We start from the raw sequence: 19,266 nt of genomic DNA, 5'->3' as shown, positions 1-19,266 counted from the left end.
GGGCGGCATAGCGCCGAGCGCGGGCACCGGAGGTCAGTGGCTTTGCGGCAGGGCAAGCCGCGGTTGGCCGCCCGCGACAGATGCTTGCGCGCGCGGACGCCGCAGGACGGCCGCCGAGAAAGGCGGCCATCCTGATTCCCGGCTTGAGGGTTTGGACCAAGCTGCTGGCAGAGCAAGCGGCGTTCGAAGCCAGACCGTCCGCCGTCAGTTGAGTGTTGGTTTACCCAGCGCGTCGACGACAAAGGATGCCGCGATCAGGTCGTCGGCATCAAGGCAGAGGGAGCCTTCGCCGCCTCCCATGATGGAAGCCACTTTCTGAAAGGTCTTCATTTCGTATTCGGTGATCCGGGCGTCCAGCATCCTGGCCTTGAGATCCGCGATGCGCCGATCCAGGGCCGAAGATATTCCTATTTCTCGGTTCGACATTGCAACACTCCTCCCCACCCGTGTTTGCCTCCCACCGATCCGCTTTTTGTATGAGGCTTTGCGAATACAGGCGCCGAAACGCGCCGTGCGCGGGAAAGGTTCCGAAAAGGCTGAGTCACGAAATAATACGACAGCGCCGGCGGCTGCGCGATCCACGTCAATCCGACTCTCATCACACACTAACCACTTGAAATTATTGGCGATCCCGACAGGATTCGAACCTGTGACCATCGGCTTAGAAGGCCGGTGCTCTATCCAGCTGAGCTACGGGACCGCTGGCCGGCCGTTGGGCCGGCTGGATATTTTTGCGCTGGCCGCCGTTCAATGCGTCCAGGGCGTCCTGCGGTCATAGCGGAAATTCTCCGCATAGGAAATCTGGCGGCGCTTGGTCTCTTTCGGCTCCTCGACGCGGTAGGCGAGCGCTTCCTTTTCGGCGTAGGCCACCGCCTCTTCCCTGGTGTCGAAGGTGAGCCTGATCTGGCTTCTCATGTCGCCCGACGTGGTGTAGCCCATCAGCGGGTCGATCTTCTTGCGCATCTCGGGGTCGAATTCCAGCACCCAGTGGCCGGTCTTGGCCTTGCCGGACTGCATAGCGGTTTTGGCTGGGCTGAAAATGCGCGCGGACATGGCCACCTCGTTATTGTGCAAGGTAGCATCGCCACCCTTCGCCCGTCATTACTGCGCAATGCACGCGGCGGCAAGGTTTTTGCACTTGCCATGCAACGCCGAAATGAATAGGCAACAGACCGTTCGGAGTGTAGCGCAGCCTGGTAGCGCATCTGGTTTGGGACCAGAGGGTCGGGAGTTCGAATCTCTCCACTCCGACCATCCTCTCCCGGAAACACGGTATCGATAGCCATTGGCACGGTCGCATGGTCACCTTGCGCCGTTTCCGCTCGTCGGCCTTGCCGAGGTCGCCGCCGGTCCGCCATTTCGCCAGAATGTGGCTGTGAGATCAGCTCTCAGGACCAGGCTAAATCTCGAATTCGCCCTGCCCTTCATCCATGGCGTTGACGGTTTCGGCGGCGAGCGTGCGCGTGATCGGCGTCTTGCGCTCGAGCGCGGTGCGGTCCAGCCTTTCCACCACGCGCATGGCCGTCGCCAGCGAGCGCTCGATGCGGCGCACGAGATACTGCACGACATGCGGCTCGACCTCGACCTGTCGGTCGGCAAACAGCTTGGTGATGACGCCGGCGAGCAGGAGATCGTCAGGCTCATGGATCTCGACTGTCGCCGCCGCCTTCAGCCGCGAGGCTAGATCAGGCAGCCTGACGCCCCAGGCCGATGGGAAGCGGCGCGCCGTCAGGAGCAGTGTGGAGCCTGCACCCCGCACCGCATTGATCAGATGGAACAGGCCTTGTTCATCAACCGCCCCGGTATCGACATCGTCGATCAGTGCCGGCCGGGCGCCGAGATTGGCGATGCTGTCGCCGATGCGCCGGGCGTCGACCGCCACCGCGCTGGCGCGCGCGCGCCAGATCGAGGCCAGATGTGTCTTGCCGGAGCCGGCGGGACCGGCCAGCACCACCACCGGCGAAGGCCAGTCAGGCCAGCGGTCGACCAGGGCCACCGCATGATTGTTGGTGCCCGAGACGACGAGGTCGTCGCGCGAATAGCCGGTGCCATGGCCGAGATCGAGCGGCAACTGGCGTGGCGGGTCGGTTGGCTGGGCAGTCACTTCAGCGACGCGGTTGCGTGCGGTGGCCACCGCCGCGATCGGCCGGAAGCTGCGGTACAGGCGCCGCGCCATGGCCCTTGTAGAGAGGCGATTCGAGATAGCGGGCTATGGCAAACCGTACCAGCACGGCAACGGCAGCCGAAGCCGGCACCGCGATCAGCAAGCCGACGAAGCCAAACAGCGCGCCGAAGGCGAACAGCGAAAACATCAGCCATACCGGGTGCAGGCCGACGCTCTTGCCGACCAGCCGCGGCTGCAGGATGTTGCCCTCGATGAACTGGCCGATGAAGAACACGACAGCGACAGCGACGATCATGGTCCAGTCCGGCCAGAACTGGACGAAGGCAACGCCAACGGCCAGCACCAGCCCGGTCAGCGAGCCGACATAGGGGATGAAGGAAATCAGCCCGGCGAACAGGCCGATGAGGATGCCGAAATTCAAGCCGGTCAGCGTCAGCCCGGTGGCATACATGGCGCCCAGCACCAGGCACAGCGTGCCCTGGCCGCGCACGAAGCCGGCTGTGGCGGTGTTGATGTCCCGCGCGATGGCGCGCACGGTCGCGACGTTGTCGCGCGGCACCCAGCTGTCGATGACCGCCACCATGCGGTCCCAGTCGAGCAGCATGTAGAAGGCGACCACCGGCGTCACCACGAACAGGCTGACCACCGAGACCAGCGCCATGCCGGAACTCCACAGCGAGGTGAAGACGGTGGTGATCAGGCCGAAGCCGGAGGTCAGCAGCGAATTCAGGCCGTCGCGCAAGCCATTGGCGTTGACGCCGAATTTCTGCTCCAGCCATTTCGGGTCGAACGACGTGATCAGGCTCTGCAACCGGGTCAGATATTCCGGCAATTTTCCGGCGAAATCGGCCATTTGCGTGGCCAGAACCGGAATGAGGATAACAAAGGCCAGCACCAGCACGATGAGGAAGGTGATGAGGATGACGACCGTCGCCATGAAACGGGACAGGCCGAGCCGCTGCAGCCGGTCGGCGACGGGATCGAGGAAATAGGCGAGCACCATGCCGGCGACGAAGGGCAACAGGATGGCGCTGAAGACATAGAGAAAAAGCGCCAGGATGACCGCGCTGGCCAGCCAGAAGAATATCTGGCGGCGGAAGGCGGCGGACGCGGCAATGTCGACGGCCGCAGCCTCTATCGCCGCCGTTTCTGTCTCAGATGTCCGGAGTGGAGCCTTCGCCATAGCCGCTCATATGCCTCAGCCAAGCCACGAGATAGGCCGCGGCCGAAGCCACGGTCAAGACCCCGGACAGCAATATGAGGGCTGGCCTCAGTGGGTCGAGGTGAACGACAAGGGCGAGTTCGCCCAGCACAACCGCGGCCAGCACGATCTGGATGGCGGTGTTGGCCTTCGACACGAACAGCGGTTTCATCTCGACCGGATGGGCCATGACGGTCGACAACACGACAGCGCAGACGATCAGCGCGTCGCGCGACACCATGGTGACGACCAGCCAGAGCGGCAATTGCCCGATGAAACCCATGACCACGAACACCGAAACCAGCAGCAGCTTGTCGGCCATCGGGTCGAGATAGGCACCGAGCCTGGACTGCTGGTTGAAGCGGCGAGCGATGAACCCGTCGACGCCATCGGAGATGCCGGCGATGAGGAAGCCGGCAAAGGCCCAGTCCCAGCGTGCCTGCAACATTGCCAGCACCACCGCCGGCACCAGAAGAAGGCGCAGGATGGTAATCAGATTGGGGATGGTCAAGGCGATGTCCCGTCGCTTTGTTTTGTTCATAGATGATGGAGGTGGCGGGTGGGTGCAAGGGAGAGACTGACAATCGGAACCTGGCCGTCTCGCATTTGCTGTCCACGATTTTGTCATGCCGAAACGCCGCTGGGCCGCCGTTATCCTTGCGGACCGAAACCGTTCATGCGAAGAGCCCGCAAACGAGCAGGAAAATTGCGATGAGCAAGCGCGACACAAGCCAGCCCAAAACGGGCCAGCCCAAAAGCGGCCAACCCAAAACCGGCAAGCGCAAGAACGGGCTCACCTATGCCGAGGCCGGCGTCGATATCGATGCGGGCAATCTCATGGTCGAGAAGATCAAGCCGCTGGTGCGCGCGACGCGACGGCCCGGCGCCGATGGCGAGATCGGCGGGTTTGGCGGCCTGTTCGACCTCAAGGCCGCCGGTTTCACCGATCCGGTGCTGGTGGCCGCCAATGACGGCGTCGGCACCAAGCTGAAGATCGCCATCGACGCCGGCAAGCACGACACGATCGGCATCGATCTCGTCGCCATGTGCGTCAACGACATCGTCGTTCAAGGCGCCGAACCGCTGTTCTTCCTCGACTATTTCGCCACCGGCAAGCTCGATCCCGACCAGGGTGCCGCGATCGTCGGCGGCATTGCCGAGGGCTGCCGCAAGGCCGGCTGCGCGCTGATCGGCGGCGAGACGGCTGAGATGCCCGGCATGTATCACGGCAACGACTACGACCTTGCCGGCTTTGCCGTGGGTGCTGCAGAACGCGGCCAGCTCTTGCCCACCGACGACATCGTCGAGGGCGACGTGCTGCTAGGCCTGGCTTCTTCGGGCCTGCATTCGAACGGTTTTTCGCTGGTGCGCCGCATCGTTGCCGTCAGCGGCCTGGCCTGGGGCGATCCGGCGCCGTTCAACGACGAGGCGACGCTCGCCGAGGCGCTGCTCGAGCCGACCCGCATCTACGTCAAGTCGATCCTCAAGGCGATCCGCAACACGCATGGCATCAAGGCGCTCGCCCACATCACCGGCGGCGGCTTCCCGGAAAACATTCCGCGCGTGCTGCCCAAGGATTTTTCGGCCGAGCTCGACCTCGAGGCGATCGACGTCCCGCCCGTGTTCTCGTGGCTGGCCAAGACCGGCGGCGTGGCGCCGGAAGAGATGATGCGCACCTTCAATTGCGGTATCGGCATGATTTTGGCGGTCGCGTCCGGCCAGGCAGCACAGGTCGCGGCCGTGCTGCAGGAGGCCGGCGAGACGGTGACGCCGATCGGCCGCATCGTGCCGCGCAGGGATGCCGGCGTCATCTATCGGGGCTCGATCGGCCTATGAGCGCGCAGAGGAAACGCGCTGTTGTCCTGATCTCGGGGCGCGGCTCCAACATGACCGCGCTGATCGCGGCGGCCAGCGACCCGGCTTTCCCGGCCGAGATCGTCGGCGTTATTTCCGACAAGGCGGACGCCGCCGGCCTCGGCATCGCCAGGGCGCGCGGCATCGCCACACAGGTCATCTCGCGTGCCGACCATGGCAGCAAGCAGGTGCATGATGCCGCGATCGACGCAGCGCTCACGGCATTCAATGCCGAGATCGTGGCGCTGGCCGGCTACATGCGCATCCTCACCCCCGGCTTCGTTCAGAAATGGCAGGGCCGCATGATCAACATCCACCCTGCCCTGCTGCCGGCTTTCAGGGGGCTCGACACCCATGCACGCGCGCTGGCCGCCGGCATGCGTATCCATGGCTGTACCGTGCATTTCGTCACTTCCGAGATGGATGACGGCCCGATCATCGCCCAGGCGGCCGTGCCGGTGATGGTTGGCGACACTGTGGATGCATTGGCTGCCCGTGTGCTGAAGACCGAACACCGGCTCTATCCGCTGGCGCTGGGGCTGGTCGCCGAAGGCAAGGCGCGCATGGAGGCCGGCCGCACCGTGCTTGCCCACTTTGCCGACGATGCCGACAACAGCACCTCGGTGGTGATGGCCCCCGACCCGCTGCGTGAGGAAGCCGACCTCGAGCATCTGGCGCGCATCACGCCGTGAGTCGAGAGCGTGACGATGAAACAGCTTCTCCTGCTTCGCCACGCCAAATCGAGCTGGGACGACCCTGATCTCGATGATTTCGACCGCCCGCTGGCCGAGCGCGGACTGAAAGCAGCCCAATTGATGGGCCGTGAGCTTGCGGCGCGCAACTGGCTGCCGGAGCTAGCGCTGGTGTCGCCGGCGCTGCGCACCCGCGACACCTGGCGGCTGGTGGCAGCGGAACTGTCCGTCCGCCCTCGGGTCGAACTCGCCAAAGCGCTCTACGATGCTTCAGCGGCGGATATTCTGAGCCAGATTCGTAAAACAGACGGGTCGAGCGGATGCCTGGTCGTGATCGGCCACAATCCGGGCCTGGAGGATTTGGCCAGACAGCTTGCCGGACCAGAGTCGGAGGCCAAGGCGCGCAAGAAGCTCGATGAAAAATTCCCGACTGCTGCCCTTGCGCGCTTCGTCTTCGAGGGCGACTGGTCCGGCCTGTCCTCCGCCCGGCTGACACATTGTCTGCGGCCAAAGGATCTGGGCTAGAAATCTGGTGTCGAGCGGGCGCGGCGGGTCAAACCCGCGGCGCCCGAGACATCAGTTGCCCCAGATGCCCTGGCCGGGTTCCGGCCAATCGGTGGTGGTCTTCGTCCTGGTGCCGGCAGCCTTGTGCTCAGCCATATTCGTGTTCTTGACCGCCCCGGTGACGGCATGATCGACGCCGGCAACCGGGGCAGCCGGCTGGTTGGTACTGGTGGAGTTGTAGTGGTCGCTGCCGGCAAAAGCGCTGCCCGTGGCAACGAGAATGGCGGCGGCGATAAGAGAAATCCTGTTCATTTTCAAGTCTCCTGGTTCTTTCCGTCAGGCGGCGTCTTGGGAGGACGGTTCCGCTAAGGACAAGACCCTGGGCAGTCCGGTTTTATTCCTGGATGTGGAATGTTTTTTTGCCGACTGCAGGATTGGCGCCTTGAGCCGAAGCCGCCGGCCGGTGCCTATTCCTCCGCGCAAAAAACAAGAGCGGTGGGCCAAGCCCACCGCTCTTTGTAGTCAAGTAATCAAGGCCTGCGTTGTTCAGTGGCCCCAGATGCCCTGGCCAGACTGAGCCGGCACCTTGGCATTAGCGTCGCCCTGTGCCTTTTCGGACTTCACGATCGAGCCGGTGTGCGAGGTGTCGATGTTGGAAAGCGACTGGCTCGAAGCCGACTGGTTGGCAACCGGCTGGTTGGCATTGTAAGAGCCATAGTTGTCGCTGCCGGCAAAAGCAGTGCCCGTGGCAACGAGGATAGCGGCGGCGGTAAGAGCGATCTTGGTCATTTTATTTACTCCTGAATTCAAGATTGGATTGATATCGGCAGTCGCGATTAGCGTCCGAAGAGATTGCGGTCAGCGCCCTGCGAAGCGGGGGCCTGGACGGTCTGCGTCGACTTCGAGATCGAAGCAGTGACCGACTGGTCGACAGTGACGGCAGGCTGATTGGCGTTGGCCGAGCCATAATTGTCGCTGCCGGCAAAAGCAGTGCCCGTGGCAACGAGGATGGCGGCGGCGGTAAGAGCGATCTTGGTCATTTTATTTACTCCAGTGTTTGTTCTGTCCGTCTAGTGGCGTGCCCTTGGGAGGAATTTCGCGTCGCTCGGACCACCCCGAGATGGGTTTGCCTCGCCGCGGATTCCAATCACGAAGATGTTCCATAGGCCGTGTGAATCCGCCCCTTGAAATTCAGCAAGGGGGTTCGGCAGGGATAATTTTTATAAATAATATCAGATACTTATTGAAAACGTCGTTTTCCACACCAAGGCATTCTGGCCGCCGGTGTTCACTACGTGCTGCACGGTCCGTCAACAGAAAACGAACCGATCGGTTCGATTTGTGCGGCCACGCCACCATCTGAACTTCTGGATCTCCTGCATTTGCCTTGCGGATGGATCGAGATTATCGCTTGTGCACGATCATCAATCGGGCGCGACTTAGCGGTGCCAGTTGAAGAAGCGGGCGGAAATCCGGGTGACCTGCACCCCAGGACAGCGATAGAAATGCGGTTGCTGCTTGTAGAAGACAATCGCGAACTGGCGGATTGGCTGGGCAAGACCCTGCGTCAGGCGAACTATGTCGTCGACATCGTCCATGATGGCGAGGATGTCGAACACGCGCTCGCAGCCGGCGACCACGCGCTTGTCATCCTCGACCTGGCGCTGCCGCGCATGAGCGGGCTGGAGGTGCTGCGCATGTTGCGGGCCCGTGGCAACCGGGTGCCGGTGATCGTGCTGACCGCCAATGCCAGTCTCGACGGTCGGGTCAAGGGCCTCAATGAAGGCGCCGACGACTATCTGGCGAAGCCTTTCCAGATCGAAGAGCTCGAAGCGCGCATCCGTGCGCAATTGCGCCGAGCCAATGACCGCACCGCGCCGGTCGTTGCCTGCGGCGATCTCGTCTTCGACACCAACACGCGGCTGTTTTCGCTCGCCGGCGAGACGCTGGCGCTGACGCCGCGCGAGCACGCGGTGCTCGAACAGCTTGTAGTCAAGGCCGGGCGCACGGTGAGCAAGGCGGCATTGTCGGCCGCTATCTATGATTTCGAGACCGACGCCGACCCCAGCGCCATCGAGATCTATGTGCACCGCGTGCGCAAAAAGCTCGAAGGGGCGCGGGTCCGTATCGTCACGCTGCGCGGCCTCGGCTATCTCCTGCGCCTTGAAGACTAGGCGCCATGAGGATTAACAGTCTCCGCTTGCAGCTTCTTGCTTGGGTGGTGTTGCCGCTCGTCGGCCTCGCCACCATCAATCTGTGGACCAGCCACCGCAACGCGCTGGCAACCGCGGACCTCGTCACCGATCGCATGCTGATGGGCTCGGCGCGTGCTATCGCCGAACGCGTCGCCGTGACTGACGGCATGCTCGACGCCACGATACCGCCGGCGGCGATCGAGATGTTCGACACCGGCGATCACGACAGCGTCTACTACCATGTCAAGACCGCCGGAGGGCGGCTGCTGACCGGCTATCCGGATCTGCCGGAAGCACCGAAGTCCCCGGACACAGAGGCAACCTATCGCGACCATCGGCTGCGGTTGCTGACCTTCAGCCACACGGTGGTCGGCGCCGGAGACGATTCGCCGATCACCGTTACGGTCGGCGTCACGCTTGCCGGACACGACGCCATGGTGCAGCGTCTCTGGTTTGGCGCCTTTGCCCAACAACTGGCGCTGGTGGCGATTGCCGGTTTGTTCGTTCTGCTGGGCTTGCATCGCGGCCTTGCGCCCTTGATCCGGTTGCGCGACGCGGTGCGCTCGCCAAGCCGCAGCGAGTTGGATCCGGTCGAAGTGCCAGGGGCGCAAAGCGAAATCCGCCCGCTGATCGATGCGCTGAACGCCTATATGGAGCGCGTGCGGGCGCAGATGGCGGCGCAACGCCGCTTCATCGCCAATGCGGCGCACCAGTTGCGGACACCGCTGGCGCTGCTGTCGACACAGGCAAGCTACGCGCTGCGCGAAAGTGCCTCCGACGCGCGCCAGGAAGCGCTGATGGCGCTGCAGGCCAGTTCCGGCCGGCTGGCGCGGTTGGCCGAACAGCTTCTGACCCTGTCACGGGCGGAGCCGGGCAGCCGGCGGCCGCGCGCCGACCATATCGACCTTACCGAAGCCGCCCGCCACGTGCTGGAAACGCAGGCGCCGACAGCGATCGGCCGCAATATCGATCTCGGCCTCGAGGAGACCGGTCCGGTGCCGGTCATCGGCGACGGCACCATGTTGCGAGAGATGATCGTCAACCTCGTCGACAATGCGCTGCGTTACTCCCGGGCCGACGGCAGCGTCACGGTGAAATTGGCGACCATCGACGGCGAAGCCGTGCTGACGGTCGCCGACGATGGGCCCGGCATCCCGTTGGATGAGCGAGACCATGTGTTCGAACGCTTCTACCGCATTGCTGGATCGACCGAGGAAGGCAGCGGGCTTGGCCTGGCCATTGTGCGCGAGGTCGTCGACAATGCCGGCGGCCGCGTCACCCTCGGGGATGGCGCGGCCGGCGGTCTGGTGGTCGAGGTAAGGCTGCCGCTGGCAAGCAGCTAAGGTCTGTCGCCGCTCACTGCGTCTCATGCAGGGGCTGGGGACGCCATTTCGCCAGGCGATCCTCGACCATGGTCATCAGATATTCAGCACCCAGCGCCACCACCATGACGATGACGATCGCGGCGTACATGCCAGCGGCGTCAAAGGAACCCTTGGCGATGTTGATCAGCAGGCCGATACCGTAACGCGAGCCGACGAACTCGCCAACGATCGCGCCGATGATGGCAAAGCCGAAGCTGACATGCAGGCTGGCGAAGATCCAGCTCATCGCCGAAGGGACAATCACCGAACGGGTCAGCTGCCAATTGGACGCGCCCAGGATGCGGGCGTTCGCAATCATTGCCCTGTCGGCTTCGCGCACGCCCTGGAAGGCATTGTGAAAGACAACGAAGAAAACCATCACGAAGGCAAGCGCCACTTTCGAAGCGAGGCCAAGGCCGAGGATCATGATGAAGATCGGCGCCAGGACGACGCGCGGAATGGAATTGATCACCTTGATGTAGATCGAGAAAATGTCGGCAGCCATGCGGTTGCGCCCGAGCGCGACGCCGATGATGATACCGGCAACCGAGCCGGTGACGAAGCCGATGACCGCCTCCTCCATGGTGACATAGAGATGATACCAGAGGGGACCCTCGGACGTTCCTTCCGTCGTCCATTCATAGAGCCGCTGCGTGATCGTACTCGGCATTGCGTAGAAGAACGGGTCGATCCACGCTTGGCGCGCGGCAATTTCCCACAAGCCTAGAAAGGCGACCAGGATCGCGACCCGCCAGAACATCACCGTGCGGCGGCGATTCCGTGCCGCCTTGGCGGCGGCCGCCTCGATTTCCGCATCGGAAGTGCCCGGCCTGAAAGCTCCTGCGCTGATGTCGATGGTAGCATCGGTCATGGCGTTCCTCCTCAGGCCGCGGCACGTGCATAGCTGGTCTCGACCTCTTCCTTGAGATCAGCCCAGATCGTGCGCGAGTAATCGATGAAGCTCTGCTCGTAGCGGATATCGGCGACCACGCGCGGCCGCGGCAGATCGATCGTGTAGACCGACTTTACCGTGGCCGGTCCGGCGGTCAGGACATAGACCTTGTCGGCGAGCGCGATCGCCTCTTCGAGATCATGCGTTACGAAGACCACGGACGCCTTTGCCTCAGACCACAGGCGCAGCAATTCCTCATGCATCAGGACGCGTGTCTGCACGTCCAGCGCCGAAAACGGTTCGTCCATCAGCAGGATCTCAGGGCCGTTTATGAAGGTTTGGGCCAGCGCCACACGTTTGCGCATGCCGCCGGAAAGCTGGTGCGGATAGTGCTGCTCGAAACGCGACAGGCCGACGCGCGCCAGCCAGTCGCGTGCCGCGGCCGTGGCATCCGACTTCGCCCTGCCACGAAAGAGCGGGCCAGCCATCACATTCTCGATCACATTTCGCCAGGGAAACAAGGCATCGCTTTGGAAAACAAAACCGATGCGCGGGTCTATTCCCTTGACGGGCGCGCCCATGACACGAACCTCGCCGGCGCTTGGACTGGCCAACCCGGTGACGAGGTTGAGGGTGGTGGACTTTCCGCAACCGGTCGGACCGACAACGGCGACGAATTCGCCGCGCTCGACGGTCATGGTGAAATCGCGCAGCGCCGTCAGTGATTTGCCGGTGGGTGTGAGGAACCGCCGACTGACATTGATCAGTTCAATCGCTGGTGTGGTCTTTTCATGGGTCATGATGGAACTCCGGGTTCGAGCGGACGCCCGCCGTCGGCCAGAGCCGCCGGACGTGAAAAACCGACGGTTGCCGGCGCGGCGACGCGCATCGCGCCGGCATGGTCTGCTACTTGGCGTTCTTGACGAATTCCGAGGTGTAGGTCTTGGAGAGGTCGATCTGCTTGCCCTGCAGTTCCTTCTTGAAGGCTGAAAGAACCGTCAGCACAGTCTCCGGGCCGCCTTCGGGCATGATCCCGTCGGGGGTGAACATTGCCTTGCCGGCATCGAGGGCCTTCACGTAGCCTTCCTTGTCGCCGACATAATAGTCTTGCGGCATCTTGTCGGCGATCTCGGCGCCGCTATGCGTGTTGATGAATTTCTGCGTCTTGACGAAGGCGTTGGCCAGCTTCTGCACGATGTCCTTGTGCGCTTCGACCCAGTCGGTCTGCATATAGAGCGATGCGGCCGGGTAAGTGCCGCCCAGCGCAGCCTTAGTGCCTTCCATTGTGCGCATATCGATGAGAACCGACGCTTCGCCGGTCTTGAGCAGTCGGGTGATCGTCGGCTCGGTCGTCATGCCTGCCTGGATCTTGTCCTGCTGCATGGCGGCGATGAAGGTGGTGCCTGCGCCAACCGGAACCGAGGTGAAGTCGCCGAGCTTCAGACCATTCTTGACGGCGAGATATTCCGTAAGAAAATTCGTCGATGAGCCCAGACCGGTCACGCCCAGGCTCATGCCCTTGAAGTCGGCAGGTGATTTGATCTCGGGGTGTTTCGTTGAAACAAGCTCGACCTCGCCTGGCGCCTGGCTGAACTGGACGATGGATTCGACGAATTTGCCCTTTGCCTGCAGATCGATGCAGTGGTCGTAGAAACCGACAACGCCTTGCACGGCACCGGCCAGCATCTCGTTTTCGGCATCGACGCCGGCCGGTTCATTCAGCAACTCGACGTCGAGACCCTCGTCCTTGAAGTAACCGAGCGCTTCGGTCAGCTTGGCGGGCAGATAGATCTGTTTCTCATAGCCGCCGACCATGATGGAAACTTTTTCGTCGGCGCGCGCGGACGGCGCCGACAAGGCCATGGTGGCGACGAGTGCGGTTGTGGCGGCTGAATCAAGCAGAGTTCGCGCGAGCGACATGGCCTCTTCCCTTTGTTCGTTTCCGCGCCCCTCTCTCTCCCATCGCTTTCCGCGACAAATATGGGGCGCCCATGAACACTAAGGGCACCAACCTTTCATCCAGCTTTCAAGGAAAAGCTGAAAATCAAACCATACAGATTAGTAAGCTGTGGGTATTAGCCGGCCGCTGCGAGGCGGTCATGCCGCGAACACACAAGCCATCCCCCTGTTTCAATTGTTCAGCCCCAGCACGTCGCGCATGTCGTATTCGCCGGGCGGGCGTCCCGCCACCCAGAGTGCGGCGGCGATGGCGCCGCGGGCGAACATGATGCGGTCGCCGGCCGCATGCGACAAGGCAACAAGCTCGCCCTCGGCGCAGAAGCGGACGCTGTGCTCGCCGATGATGCTGCCGCCACGCATCACCGCAAAGCCGATTTCGCCGGCCGGACGCGCGCCGATGACGCCGTCGCGTACACGCCTTGCGACCGTCTCCAGCTCGATGCCGCGCCCGCCGGCTGCGGCTTGCCCCAGCATCAGCGCCGTCCCTGATGGCGCATCGATCTTGTGGCGATGATGCGCCTCGACAATCTCGACATCCCAGTCGTCGGGATCGAGCGCTTTCGCCGCCCGCTCGACCAGCCCGACCAGCATGTTGAGGCCAAGCGAAAAGCTGCCTGAGCGGACGATCGCGATGGTCTTCGCGGCATCGGCAATATCAGCCAATTCCGCCGCATCGAAGCCCGTCGAGCCTATGACCAGGGCTGGCCCGCCGCGCCCAGCGCAAACCCTGGCCAAGTCGGCCGAGGCAGCCGGCGTGGTGAAATCAATCACGATTTCGGCCATGGCAAGCGCCTCGTCGCGGCTCACCAGACCTTCGCCGACGATGCCCGGCCGGTGGAAGCGGGCGGCGAGCGCCAGCCGCGCATCGTCCTGCACAGCGTCGGCCATCTGGCGGCCCATGCGGCCTAGCGCACCCGCGATGGCGACCCTGACCGGTGGTTGCGACATGGCGCTATCCCCGCGGCTATTTCCACATGCCGCGCATGCGCGCGCCGATGTCGACGCGCACCTCTGGCCGGGCCGCCCTGCCCTGTGCCGCTTGCGCGCTCGGCCATGATACCTGCTGGAACGCAGCCAGGATCGAAGCCGGGATGAAGCGGGTGCGCGAGGCATAGAGATGGCGGTCGCCGCGCGCCGCTTGGCCGTGCGGAAAGAAGCGCTGCGGCATGACCAGGTTGAGATTGTCCTTGGCCCGCGTCATCGCCACGTAGAGCAGCCGGCGCTCCTCCTCGATGTCCTCCCTGGTGCCGACGCCGAGATCGGCCGGGATGCAGCCGTCGACCGTGTTGAGCACGAAGACATTCTTCCATTCCTGGCCCTTGGCCGAATGGATGGTCGACAGGATCAGATAGTCCTCGTCACGATGCGGCGGCCCGGCCTGATCGCTGGTGGCGTCCGGCGGGTCGAGCGTCAGTTCGGTGAGGAACCGTTCGCGCGAGGCATAGCCCGAGCCGATCTGCTCGAGCTGCAACAGGTCGGCCCGGCGCGTCGTTGCATCCTCGTGGATGCGCTCCAGATGCGGCTCGTACCACAGCCTGATCCGTTCGAGGTCGGCAGGCCATTTGGCGCCGGCCCGCAGGCCGGAATAGAGCGAGACGAAGCCCGGCCAGTCATCCGCCGCGCGTTGCGGCGGGCGCCAGCCGGCCAGCCCCATGGCCTCGTCGAGCGCCGTCGTCATCGTCTCGACGATCTGCGCCGCGGCCGAAGGGCCGATGCCCGGCATCAGCTGCAGCACGCGGAAGCCGGCGACCCGGTCGCGCGGGTTTTCGGCAAAGCGCAGCACCGCCAGAACATCCTTGACATGGGCGGCATCGAGGAACTTCAGGCCGCCGAACTTGACGAAGGGAATGTTGCGCCGTGTCAGCTCGATCTCCAGCGGCCCGCTATGATGCGAGGCGCGAAACAGCACCGCCTGGGATTTCAACGCCGTGCCGGCCTCGCGCTCGGCGAGGATGGTGTCGCAGACGAAATTGGCTTGCTCGACCTCGTCGCGCACGGTCACCAGCCTCGGTCTGTCGCTGGATTTGCGCTCCGACCACAGGTTCTTGGTGAAGCGCTCCGAGGCCTCGCCGATCACGGCATTGGCGGCGGCAAGAATGGTTTCGGTCGAGCGGTAATTGCGCTCCAGCATCACCACATCGGCGGCTTGCGCAAACTGGTTTGGAAAGTCGAGGATGTTGCGTACTTCGGCGGCACGGAACGAATAGATCGACTGTGCATCGTCTCCCACCACCGTCAGCCCGGCGCCGTCGGGTTTCAGCGCCATGAGGATCGAGGCCTGCAAACGGTTGGTGTCCTGGTATTCATCGACCAGCACATGGTCGAAGCGCCCGCCGAGATGCATCGCTATTTCAGGCTCGGCCGCCATCTGCGCCCAGTAGAGCAGCAAATCGTCGTAATCGAGCACGTTCTGCGCCTGCTTGGCCTCGACATAACCGGCGAACAATTGCTTCAGCTGCTCCGCCCAACCGGCGCACCAGGGAAAGGCAGACCCCAACACCTCGTTAAGCGGCGCCTGGGCGTTGACGGCACGCGAATAGATGGCAAGGCAGGTGCCCTTGGTGGGGAAACGCGCCTCCGTCTTCGAGAAGCCGAGCTCGTGGCGGACCAGATTCATCAGGTCGGCGGAATCCTCGCGGTCATGGATGGTGAAGGCAGGGTCGAGGCCGATCTCCAGCGCATAGTCGCGCAACAGCCGCGCGCCGATGCCGTGAAAGGTGCCGGCCCAGGTCAGCGCATCGGTGATCACCGCGGCATCGCGGCCGAGTACTTCGCCGGCGATGCGCTCGACGCGCCTGGCCATTTCGGCCGCGGCGCGGCGCGAAAAAGTCATCAGCAGGATGCGGCGCGGATCGGCCCCTTTGACGATCAGATGAGCGACGCGATGCGCCAAGGTGTTGGTCTTGCCCGAACCGGCGCCGGCAATGACCAGCAGCGGACCGGCTATCTTGCCGTCGCCATGCTCGACGGCCTGGCGCTGGGCATCGTTCAGCCGGGCGAGATAGGCAGGCTGGACGGTCGGATCCCGAAAGGTCGAATCAGCGGTGGCGAGGTTCATCGCCCATCAAGCATCGTTTCCGCTTTGTTCGCAACGTCGATGCGAGGCAGACTTAGCCCCCGCAGACCGAGGGGGATCACGCCTAGCGTTGCGGATCGACACCAATCGCGGCTGACTGCCGACGCAAGGCTTCGCGATCATGTTGCGACGGTGGCAGCAACAGCGGGTCGACTGTATCGGGCACGTCATCGATCATCTGCCTGGTGAGGCGGTATGTGACATAAGCCAAAGCGCCGGCGATAAGCAGACGGAACATGGTTGCGTACTCCATTGGAACAGAACCAACCCGAGGGGACGGCATTTGGTTCCCTCCCGATTATCAGGGTATGTGATCGAGAGCCGCGATCGCTTCCGCTAACACTCAGCCCGTTCCGGTATTTCGGCGATGCATTCCTCGAGACGCTCCAGGCGGAACTTGGCATTGCGAAGTTCGTGTCCTGCCTCGTGCCGCCTATGGCGGCCCTGCGGAGAGGTCGCCATCAGGTCGCGCTCCAGTTCGGCAATGCGCGCACGCACCTGCCGGGCCTCGTCCTGACGCAACGCCTTGATCCATCCACGCCCGCGCATCGGTTTTCCTGCCAGCACCTTCGAAAGGCATGCCGGATTTATGTCGGAAAGACCCTAATTTCAGGCAAGCCCAAACGCTCTAAATTTAACTTCCGCTAATTTAGCATCAACAAAGGGGCTCTTTGGGGGAAGAAGGCCGGCGCCGCTTGGGAGGAGGAATGAAGCGCCGGCCAAGCGGATAATTAGGTCCGCCGCACAGCAGAAGGTAGCTGAGTCTTTCCCTGGCGTCATCGGGCGATTGTTTTCGTTAAAAACGTACCCTCGCCGGCCCGTCACCCGCGTGTCTTGACCATCATTCCGGCAATCTCCTTGAGGAGTTTTGCCGCCACGCCGGCGGTCAGGCCGGCGATGTCGCGAGCGGGATTTAACTCAACGATATCAGCCGCCACGATCGGCTGGTTGATCGACTGAATCAGGTTGATGACCTGACGAGTAGTCAGGCCGCCGGGTTCGCGATGCGAGACACCCGGCGCAAAAGCCGGGTCGAGCCCGTCGAGATCCATCGAGATATAGACCGGCGTCGTGAGGTCGAGCCGCAGATCATCGCTGAACCGCGCGGCCTCGATGACCTCGACACCAAACCGATCGAACTGGTCGCGATGATGGTCGTTGACGGTGCGCAATCCGACCTGGATGAGGCGGTCGGCAAGCCGCTCTTCCATGATGCGGGCAAAGGGCGAGGTGTGGGAGCGCGGATTGCCCTGATAGGCTTCATACATGTCGGGGTGCGCGTCGATGTGCAGAATGGTCAGGCTGGGGTGTCGGCGGCGCACCGCGCGCAGCACCGGCCAGGAGATGGCATGGTCGCCGCCGAGGCAGATCAGCGGATCGCCCAGTTCCAGCACGCGTCCAACCTCGCCTTCGATCAAATCCCATGGATCGGTGGCGGCGTCGAAACGGATGTCGCCATGATCGACCAGCCTGTCGGTCAGGTCGAAACCGGTTTCGCTCCACATGCTGTAGGCATCACAGAACAATTCGGGACGGATATGGGCGGGCGCAAGCGCTGCGCCCTTGGCGAAGGACGAATTGTCGTCGTGGGGAATTCCCAGAAGCGAAATCCTGGTCATCGGCATCCGGGCTCCGTCACTGGGAGTTCACAAAACTGGGGGAGTTCAATAAACCCCGGAGCTGGCTGGCAATAGCAGCGGTGCTTGGGCCAGCGGCGAGCGCGGTCTGGCGATCAAAAAAGCGATCATCTTCCCGCCTCGCCACACAGCCTTTGCCTGACCACGGCGACGTGGAAATTCGTGCCGAACAACAGCCCGTCATCGTTGAAGTCGTAGCTGGAATTGTGCAGCGGCGCGGAAGCCTCGCCATTGCCGAGGAAGACGAAACAGCCCGGGACGTGGTCGAGGAAACGGGCGAAATCCTCGGAGGCGGTCATCGGCTCGCGGGCGACAGCGATGTTGCCGGGCTCGAAGACGCCTCTTGCGGCCGCGAACGCGGCATCGACCAGTTCGGCATCGTTGCGCAGCGGCACGAACTCCCTGCTGTACTTGACTTCGGCGGTGACATTGTAGGCGGCGGCGGTACCCTCGGCGATGATGCGCATCTGCCGCTCGATCTCGGCGCTGACCTCGGGACGGAAGCTGCGCGCATCGCCGAGGATGCGGGCAAGGCCGGGCAGAGCGTTGCGGGTGCCGTCGGTGATCAGCTCGGTCACCGAAACCACCGATATGTCGGCCGGGCTCAGCCGGCGCGAGACGATGGTCTGCAGATTGGTGACCAGCGCGCAGGCGGCGACCAGTGTTTCGTTTCCCGCATGCGGCCGCGCGGCATGGCCACCGAGCCCTTTGAGCACGATCTCGAAATTATCCTCGGCCGACATGACCGGGCCGGCGCGGGTCTCGAAATGCCCGATCGGCAGGCCGGGCATGTTGTGCAGGCCAAAGATCTCGTCGAAGGGAAAGCGCCGCATCAGCCCATCGTCGAGCATGGCTAGCGCCCCCCTGCCCCATTCCTCGGCCGGTTGGAAAATGAAGCGCACAGTGCCGTCGAAACCGCCCTGCTCTGCCAGCAGCTTTGCCGCGCCGAGCAGCATCGTGGTGTGGCCGTCATGGCCGCAGGCATGCATGATGCCGGGATTGCCGGAGCGGTAGGGCGCGTCCGACTGCTCGGTGATGCGCAATGCATCCATGTCGGCCCTGAGCGCAATCGCCCGGTTGCCGCTGCCGCGCTTCAGCGTGCCGACGACGCCGGTGCCGCCAACCCCTTCGGTGACATCGTCCAACCCAAATTCGCGCAGTTTGGCGGCGACGAAGGCGGCGGTGCGCTCCTCCTCGAAACCGAATTCGGGATGCGCGTGCAAATCGCGCCGCCAGAAAATCATCTCCTGCTTCAGTGCATCGCGATCGAGTTCAGACATTCTTCTGCCCCTCCTGACCTACTTTGCCAGTTGCGCGGCCACATCAAGCAGGATGTTGGCGCCGGCAACAAGCTCGCCATCTTCGGTGTGCTCGCGCGGATTGTGGCTGATGCCACCGGCGCTCGGCACGAAGATCATCGCTGCCGGCGCGATCCGCGCCATCATCTGTGCGTCGTGGCCGGCGCCGGATGTCATCCGTTTGACGCCAAGACCACGGGCCCTCGCGGCGGCCTCGATACGTTCGACGATGCGGAGATCGAAGATCACCGGCTCGAAGCGGGCCAGTTGCTCGACCGAGATCGTCACCTTCTCGGCGGCGGCAAGCTGCTCGAGATAGGCGGCAAGTTCCGCCTCCTCCGCCTGCAGGCGCTGTTCGTCGGGATCGCGCAGATCGATGGTGAAGACGGCGCGCGAGGGAATGACGTTGATGGCATTCGGCTCGAAGCGGATCGTGCCGACAGTGGCGACGGTCGGCGCGTTCGAGGCT

At 63.3% G+C, this 19,266-nt stretch carries 23 protein-coding genes and 2 tRNA genes; 6 read left to right on the top strand and 19 right to left on the bottom strand.

Going from position 1 to position 19,266, the window contains the following annotated elements:
• Positions 1-204: 204 nt before the first annotated feature.
• The 3 genes from EN993_RS14740 to EN993_RS14730 all read right to left on the bottom strand — a co-directional run bounded on the left by EN993_RS14740 (position 205) and on the right by EN993_RS14730 (position 1,053).
• A complete protein-coding gene (locus EN993_RS14740) occupies positions 205-426 on the bottom strand; it encodes a hypothetical protein (protein WP_127263847.1) in 222 nt (73 codons plus the stop codon).
• A 197-nt stretch (positions 427-623) separates the two neighbouring features.
• Positions 624-700: transfer RNA gene (locus tag EN993_RS14735), tRNA-Arg, on the bottom strand.
• Positions 701-747: 47 nt separating this feature from the next.
• On the bottom strand, positions 748-1,053 hold the full coding sequence (locus tag EN993_RS14730; RefSeq protein WP_109662967.1) for an ETC complex I subunit: 306 nt from the start codon (positions 1,051-1,053) through the stop codon (positions 748-750).
• 124 nt (positions 1,054-1,177) lie between these two features.
• On the opposite strand from EN993_RS14730, the gene EN993_RS14725 reads away from it, so the two are divergent.
• Positions 1,178-1,254 (top strand) — tRNA-Pro (locus tag EN993_RS14725).
• Positions 1,255-1,399: 145 nt separating this feature from the next.
• Here the strand turns inward: EN993_RS14725 and hdaA are convergent.
• Genes hdaA through EN993_RS14710 form a run of 3 tightly spaced genes read right to left on the bottom strand, consistent with a single transcriptional unit; the run spans position 1,400 to position 3,837 of the window.
• Positions 1,400-2,104, bottom strand: a complete 705-nt coding sequence (hdaA, locus tag EN993_RS14720) for a DnaA regulatory inactivator HdaA (RefSeq protein WP_127263849.1) — start codon at positions 2,102-2,104, stop codon at positions 1,400-1,402.
• A gap of 1 nt (position 2,105) precedes the next feature.
• Positions 2,106-3,308 carry an AI-2E family transporter gene (locus EN993_RS14715; protein WP_127263845.1) on the bottom strand — a complete coding sequence of 401 codons (1,203 nt, stop codon included), beginning with the start codon at positions 3,306-3,308 and terminating at the stop codon, positions 2,106-2,108.
• Positions 3,280-3,837, bottom strand: coding sequence for a CDP-alcohol phosphatidyltransferase family protein (locus EN993_RS14710; RefSeq protein WP_126068635.1), 558 nt, complete (start codon positions 3,835-3,837; stop codon positions 3,280-3,282). Before EN993_RS14710 ends, EN993_RS14715 begins: the two co-directional genes overlap by 29 nt.
• A gap of 200 nt (positions 3,838-4,037) precedes the next feature.
• Between EN993_RS14710 and purM the strand changes: the two genes are divergently transcribed.
• Genes purM through EN993_RS14695 form a run of 3 tightly spaced genes read left to right on the top strand, consistent with a single transcriptional unit; the run spans position 4,038 to position 6,397 of the window.
• Positions 4,038-5,162, top strand: coding sequence for a phosphoribosylformylglycinamidine cyclo-ligase (gene purM / locus EN993_RS14705; RefSeq protein WP_127263843.1), 1,125 nt, complete (start codon positions 4,038-4,040; stop codon positions 5,160-5,162).
• Positions 5,159-5,872 carry a phosphoribosylglycinamide formyltransferase gene (purN, locus tag EN993_RS14700; protein WP_127263841.1) on the top strand — a complete coding sequence of 238 codons (714 nt, stop codon included), beginning with the start codon at positions 5,159-5,161 and terminating at the stop codon, positions 5,870-5,872. Before purM ends, purN begins: the two co-directional genes overlap by 4 nt.
• A gap of 15 nt (positions 5,873-5,887) precedes the next feature.
• Positions 5,888-6,397: a histidine phosphatase family protein gene (locus EN993_RS14695; protein WP_109662956.1), complete on the top strand. Its 510-nt coding sequence runs from the start codon at positions 5,888-5,890 to the stop codon at positions 6,395-6,397.
• Positions 6,398-6,448: 51 nt separating this feature from the next.
• On the opposite strand, the gene EN993_RS14690 is transcribed toward EN993_RS14695, so the two are convergent.
• From EN993_RS14690 to EN993_RS14680, 3 genes are all read right to left on the bottom strand, one after another.
• Positions 6,449-6,688, bottom strand: a complete 240-nt coding sequence (locus EN993_RS14690) for a DUF680 domain-containing protein (protein ID WP_127263839.1) — start codon at positions 6,686-6,688, stop codon at positions 6,449-6,451.
• Positions 6,689-6,922: 234 nt separating this feature from the next.
• Positions 6,923-7,165 (bottom strand): DUF680 domain-containing protein, encoded by a 243-nt coding sequence (locus EN993_RS14685; protein WP_109662951.1) that lies wholly within the window; start codon positions 7,163-7,165, stop codon positions 6,923-6,925.
• Positions 7,166-7,212: 47 nt separating this feature from the next.
• Complete coding sequence (locus EN993_RS14680; RefSeq protein WP_109662949.1) at positions 7,213-7,416, bottom strand: DUF680 domain-containing protein; 204 nt, start codon at positions 7,414-7,416, stop codon at positions 7,213-7,215.
• A gap of 465 nt (positions 7,417-7,881) precedes the next feature.
• Here EN993_RS14680 and EN993_RS14675 point away from each other — a divergent pair, with 465 nt between their 5' ends.
• Positions 7,882-8,550 carry a response regulator gene (locus EN993_RS14675; protein ID WP_109662947.1) on the top strand — a complete coding sequence of 223 codons (669 nt, stop codon included), beginning with the start codon at positions 7,882-7,884 and terminating at the stop codon, positions 8,548-8,550.
• Between the two features lie 5 nt (positions 8,551-8,555).
• Complete coding sequence (locus EN993_RS14670; RefSeq protein WP_109662945.1) at positions 8,556-9,914, top strand: sensor histidine kinase; 1,359 nt, start codon at positions 8,556-8,558, stop codon at positions 9,912-9,914.
• A 13-nt stretch (positions 9,915-9,927) separates the two neighbouring features.
• Here EN993_RS14670 and EN993_RS14665 read toward each other — a convergent pair whose 3' ends face one another.
• From EN993_RS14665 to EN993_RS37790, 10 genes are all read right to left on the bottom strand, one after another.
• On the bottom strand, positions 9,928-10,806 hold the full coding sequence (locus tag EN993_RS14665) for an ABC transporter permease (protein ID WP_127263837.1): 879 nt from the start codon (positions 10,804-10,806) through the stop codon (positions 9,928-9,930).
• 11 nt (positions 10,807-10,817) lie between these two features.
• The gene (locus tag EN993_RS14660; protein WP_127263835.1) at positions 10,818-11,627 is read right to left on the bottom strand and encodes an ABC transporter ATP-binding protein; all 810 of its coding nucleotides are present in this window, start codon (positions 11,625-11,627) and stop codon (positions 10,818-10,820) included.
• A gap of 106 nt (positions 11,628-11,733) precedes the next feature.
• Positions 11,734-12,747, bottom strand: coding sequence for an ABC transporter substrate-binding protein (locus EN993_RS14655; protein WP_127263833.1), 1,014 nt, complete (start codon positions 12,745-12,747; stop codon positions 11,734-11,736).
• A 210-nt stretch (positions 12,748-12,957) separates the two neighbouring features.
• On the bottom strand, positions 12,958-13,734 hold the full coding sequence (gene dapB, locus EN993_RS14650; RefSeq protein WP_127263832.1) for a 4-hydroxy-tetrahydrodipicolinate reductase: 777 nt from the start codon (positions 13,732-13,734) through the stop codon (positions 12,958-12,960).
• Positions 13,735-13,750: 16 nt separating this feature from the next.
• Complete coding sequence (locus EN993_RS14645; RefSeq protein WP_127263830.1) at positions 13,751-15,844, bottom strand: ATP-dependent helicase; 2,094 nt, start codon at positions 15,842-15,844, stop codon at positions 13,751-13,753.
• Between the two features lie 82 nt (positions 15,845-15,926).
• The gene (locus tag EN993_RS14640) at positions 15,927-16,100 is read right to left on the bottom strand and encodes a hypothetical protein (RefSeq protein ID WP_109663378.1); all 174 of its coding nucleotides are present in this window, start codon (positions 16,098-16,100) and stop codon (positions 15,927-15,929) included.
• Positions 16,101-16,198: 98 nt separating this feature from the next.
• Positions 16,199-16,411 carry a hypothetical protein gene (locus tag EN993_RS14635; RefSeq protein ID WP_109662932.1) on the bottom strand — a complete coding sequence of 71 codons (213 nt, stop codon included), beginning with the start codon at positions 16,409-16,411 and terminating at the stop codon, positions 16,199-16,201.
• Positions 16,412-16,683: 272 nt separating this feature from the next.
• Positions 16,684-17,481 (bottom strand): agmatinase family protein, encoded by a 798-nt coding sequence (locus tag EN993_RS14630; protein ID WP_109663375.1) that lies wholly within the window; start codon positions 17,479-17,481, stop codon positions 16,684-16,686.
• A gap of 125 nt (positions 17,482-17,606) precedes the next feature.
• Positions 17,607-18,779, bottom strand: coding sequence for a M20 aminoacylase family protein (locus EN993_RS14625; protein WP_109662929.1), 1,173 nt, complete (start codon positions 18,777-18,779; stop codon positions 17,607-17,609).
• A gap of 18 nt (positions 18,780-18,797) precedes the next feature.
• Positions 18,798-19,266, bottom strand: a 469-nt coding sequence (locus EN993_RS37790) for a M20/M25/M40 family metallo-hydrolase (RefSeq protein ID WP_245468821.1), incomplete at its 5' end; no start/stop codon positions are given.

The sequence above is a fragment of the Mesorhizobium sp. M7D.F.Ca.US.004.01.2.1 genome (assembly GCF_003997785.1).
In the GTDB taxonomy this organism is placed as follows: domain Bacteria; phylum Pseudomonadota; class Alphaproteobacteria; order Rhizobiales; family Rhizobiaceae; genus Mesorhizobium; species Mesorhizobium loti.
The sequence above is the reverse complement of the archived record's forward strand: the minus strand, read 5'-3'. Positions and strand labels throughout refer to the sequence as shown.